This window comes from Solidesulfovibrio sp., assembly GCF_029978005.1.
Lineage (GTDB): Bacteria > Desulfobacterota > Desulfovibrionia > Desulfovibrionales > Desulfovibrionaceae > Solidesulfovibrio.
The window spans coordinates 1-1126 of sequence record NZ_JARKOZ010000147.1 but is presented as its reverse complement, the minus strand read 5'-3'; the positions used below and the strand labels follow the sequence as shown (position 1 = coordinate 1126).

At 63.1% G+C, this 1126-nt stretch carries 1 protein-coding gene; it reads right to left on the bottom strand.

What is annotated here, in order from left to right; all coding sequences use genetic code 11:
* A partial coding sequence (dctA, locus tag Q1K70_RS16890) for a C4-dicarboxylate transporter DctA (protein ID WP_300161968.1) occupies nt 1-1126 on the bottom strand: 1126 nt, incomplete at both ends.

Genomic DNA, 1126 nt, shown 5'->3' with positions numbered 1-1126 from the left:
CGTCCAGGGCGTTCTCCCACTTGGCCACCACGATGGTGGCGATGCCGTTGCCGATCATGTTGGTGATGGCCCGGGCCTCGGACATGAAGCGGTCCACGCCCAGAAGCAGGGTGAGCGAGGCCACCGGAATGTGGCCCACGGTCTGCAGCGTGGCGGCCAGCGTGATGAAGCCGCCGCCCGTGACCGCGGCCGCGCCCTTGGAGGTCAAAAGCAGAATGCCCAGCAGGGAAAGCTGGTGGCCGAGGTCCAGGGGCGTGTTGGTGGCTTGGGCCAGGAACACGGCGGCCATGGTCAGGTAGATGCAGGTGCCGTCCAGGTTGAACGAGTAGCCCATGGGCAGGCACAGGCCGACCACGGACTTGTCCGCGCCGGCGGCCTCGAGCTTGGCCATCATGCGCGGCAAGGCCGCCTCGGAGGACGAGGTGCCGAGCACCAGCAGGATTTCCTCCTTGATGTAGCAGAGGTAGCGCCACAGCGAAAAGCCGGCCAGGCGGCAGACCACGTAGAGCACGCCGAAGATGAAGATGATGCAGGTCGAGTAGACGCCGAGCATCAGGTACAGGAGCTTGAGCAGCGCATCGACCCCCTGGGAGGCCACCACGTAGGCGATGGCCCCGAACGCGCCGAAGGGCGCGAAGTACATGATGTAGTGCACGACCTTGAAGAGTCCCTTGGAGAACTCGTCGATGATCCTGACGAAATTCTTTGCTTTTTCGCCGAGCTGGGCCAGGGCGACGCCGAAAAGGATGGAGAAGAACAGCACCTGGAGGATGTCGCCCTTGGCGAAGGCGTCCACCACGGAAGTGGGCACGATGTTCATGAGGAAATCCACGGTGGTCATCTTCTTGGCCTTGCCGGCATAGGCCTCGACCTTGGCCACCTCGGCCTGGTTGGACTGCATCTTGGCGGCGTAGTCGTCCATGCCCGCGCCGGGCTGGTAGAGATTGACGATGACCAGGCCGATGGCCAGGGCGAAAAGCGTCATGGTCCAGAAATAGAGCATGCACTTGATGCCCACGCGCCCCACCTTGCCCATGTCGCCCATCTTGGCGATGCCCGTGACCACGGTGCAGAAGATGATGGGCGCGATGATCATCTTCACCATGCGGATGAACGCCACGCCGAA